Source organism: Halorubrum sp. CBA1125 (assembly GCF_009742825.1).
Lineage (GTDB): Archaea > Halobacteriota > Halobacteria > Halobacteriales > Haloferacaceae > Halorubrum.
The window spans coordinates 1-2,049 of sequence record NZ_WPCE01000311.1 but is presented as its reverse complement, the minus strand read 5'-3'; the positions used below and the strand labels follow the sequence as shown (position 1 = coordinate 2,049).

Here is a 2,049-nt window from a genome sequence, read left to right as displayed (position 1 = left end):
GTCGATCGCCGCCGCGAGCGCGTCGCGCTCGGCCCCCAGATCGACCACGCGCTCCGCGAGCGACACGACCCGCCGATCCGTCTCGCCGTCCGGCTCCCTGTCGGCGACCGCGCGGGCCCCCTCGATCCCGGGCGCGACCTCGTCGAACCGGCTCCCCGCCCACTCGGCGAGCCGCTCGGCCAGCTCGTTGGCGGTGCGTTCGCAGTCGTCCATGGCCCGCACCAGGTGAACGAGCTGTGCGTCGTCGGCGCGCTCGCGCTCGCGGGCCGCCTCGCGGGCGGCGTGGCGGGTGACCTCGTGGAGCGTGTCGTAGTAGTCGGCTACGTCCGCCGCAAAGCCCGATTCGACCGCTCGGGCGGGCCAGTCTTCTGGGGATTCTGCGCTGCCGGTTTCGATTGCGTCGCGGGCGGCGTCGGGATCGTCGGGCGGAACGGACTCGAACCAGCCCGACTCGACAGCGTCGTTGGTCATACTCGGAGACCTGCGGCCGAAATCGTATATGCGTCCCGGTGTGCCAGCAGTAGCCTAACAGATACACTCGTGAGGAACGCGGCTCCCGTCAACGAGATGACGATGCATCTCTTCGGCGAGGTCCCGCATCGTCTCGGCCTGTTCTTCCGTCGCGATACCGAGGCGATAGTACGTCTTCGTCCGATTCTGGTTCCACAGCTCGGCGAGTTCATCGGCGAAGGAGTCGGCGTAGAGTCCGACCTCCGCGCCGCGCTGGTAGAGCCGCCGGTGGCTGCTGACGACTTCGGAGCCCGACATCGCGCCATCGTGGATGAGCCGGAACTGGATCGTCCGCTCGATAGCGACGAAAGAGGACTCGATGACGACTGTATAGTATCCCTCGTCGAGAAGACGGGACGCGGCGGCGAGAAGCCGACACGCCCGCCGAAGCTGTACTAGTTCGGCGTCTCCGACGTCCAGACCGTCTTCGACGTTCGCCGGTGCGCGCTCGAAGCTGCGCTCGGCGGCGTCCAAAGCCTCGACGACCGATTCATTCTCCATTCGCGTACACCTCTGCGCGGATATCCGATAGCTCGTCTGACCCGACGAGCGTGATTCCCTCGTCGAACTGCTGGCGAAGCCGCTCGCCGATCCGTTCCGCGCTGTCGAACGATTCGACCAACGCCTCGAACGTGTAGCGGTCGCCGTCGAACTTCGTCTCTTCGAGGTCGCTGACGATCGATTGAACGGTACGGCGGGCCCGTGTCTTGTTCTCCCCGACGATGACGAGAAGGTCGATGTCGCTTGCGCGATCTGCCTCGCCACGGGCGACGCTACCGAAGAGAAGGATGCCGACCAAAGCGTCTAGTTCTTCTTTGACCCTGTCGACGAACGTGCGAATCGGCTTGTGGAACTCCGACTGTGGGATGGAAAGTACAGGGTCGGACTTCGTGAGGCGATCCCGGTCGATGCTCACGTACTGTTTGCGACCCTCCTGTCGAGTCCGGACCGTCCCGAGTTCTCGGAGGAGTTTCACAGCCTTCGAGACCGTCGCCTGGTTCGCGTCTATCGTTTCCGCGAGTTCACCGATTGTGAAATCCCGATACGGATCCTCGATCAGCCGTGAGAGCGCATCTTGCATCGCCTGGTAGCGGAAGACCCGTTCGTCGGGAAACGGGTACTCCAGGGCGATTGTGGTTGACTCTTTCATAGTGGGAATACTATTCCTAATAGGAATATATACAAGAAGGTTTGCCTGTCGGACTACCCTCGAGACGGATATCGACCCGGATGGGAACCACAGTCAAACGACTCGTACTAGGTCGTCTATGGCCCGCACCAGATGAACGAGCTGTGCGTCGTCGGCGCGCTCGCGCTCGCGGGCCGCCTCACGGGCGGCGTGGTAGGTGACCTCGTGGAGTTTCTCGTAGTCGTCGGCTACGTCCGCCGCAAAGCCCGACTCGACAGCGTCGTTGGTATACTCGGAGACCTGCGGCCGAAATCGTATAATGCGTCCCGGTGTGCCGGGCCGAGATGGGTGCGTTTCACCGCTGCTACGGAAACCGTACCAAAAGCGCCGCCCGCTGGATCCACTCGCTC

At 63.6% G+C, this 2,049-nt stretch carries 2 protein-coding genes and 2 pseudogenes; all 4 read right to left on the bottom strand.

Going from position 1 to position 2,049, the window contains the following annotated elements:
- Window positions 1–471: pseudogene (locus GJ633_RS16120) on the bottom strand (nucleolar); the annotation flags it as partial.
- Between the two features lie 54 nt (window positions 472–525).
- Window positions 526–1,011, bottom strand: a complete 486-nt coding sequence (locus GJ633_RS16115; protein ID WP_156589582.1) for a hypothetical protein — start codon at window positions 1,009–1,011, stop codon at window positions 526–528.
- Window positions 1,001–1,660, bottom strand: a complete 660-nt coding sequence (locus GJ633_RS16110; RefSeq protein WP_231741393.1) for a nucleotidyltransferase domain-containing protein — start codon at window positions 1,658–1,660, stop codon at window positions 1,001–1,003. Before GJ633_RS16110 ends, GJ633_RS16115 begins: the two co-directional genes overlap by 11 nt.
- A gap of 99 nt (window positions 1,661–1,759) precedes the next feature.
- Window positions 1,760–1,918, bottom strand: a pseudogene (locus GJ633_RS18575) (nucleolar); the annotation flags it as partial.
- Window positions 1,919–2,049 lie beyond the last annotated feature (131 nt).

What these genes read in the sequence shown, in the direction of transcription:
- GJ633_RS16115 (WP_156589582.1), bottom strand. Translation starts at nt 1,011, where the DNA reads ATGGAGAATGAATCGGTCGTCGAGGCTTTGGACGCCGCCGAGCGCAGC.
- GJ633_RS16110 (WP_231741393.1), bottom strand. Translation starts at nt 1,660, where the DNA reads ATGAAAGAGTCAACCACAATCGCCCTGGAGTACCCGTTTCCCGACGAA.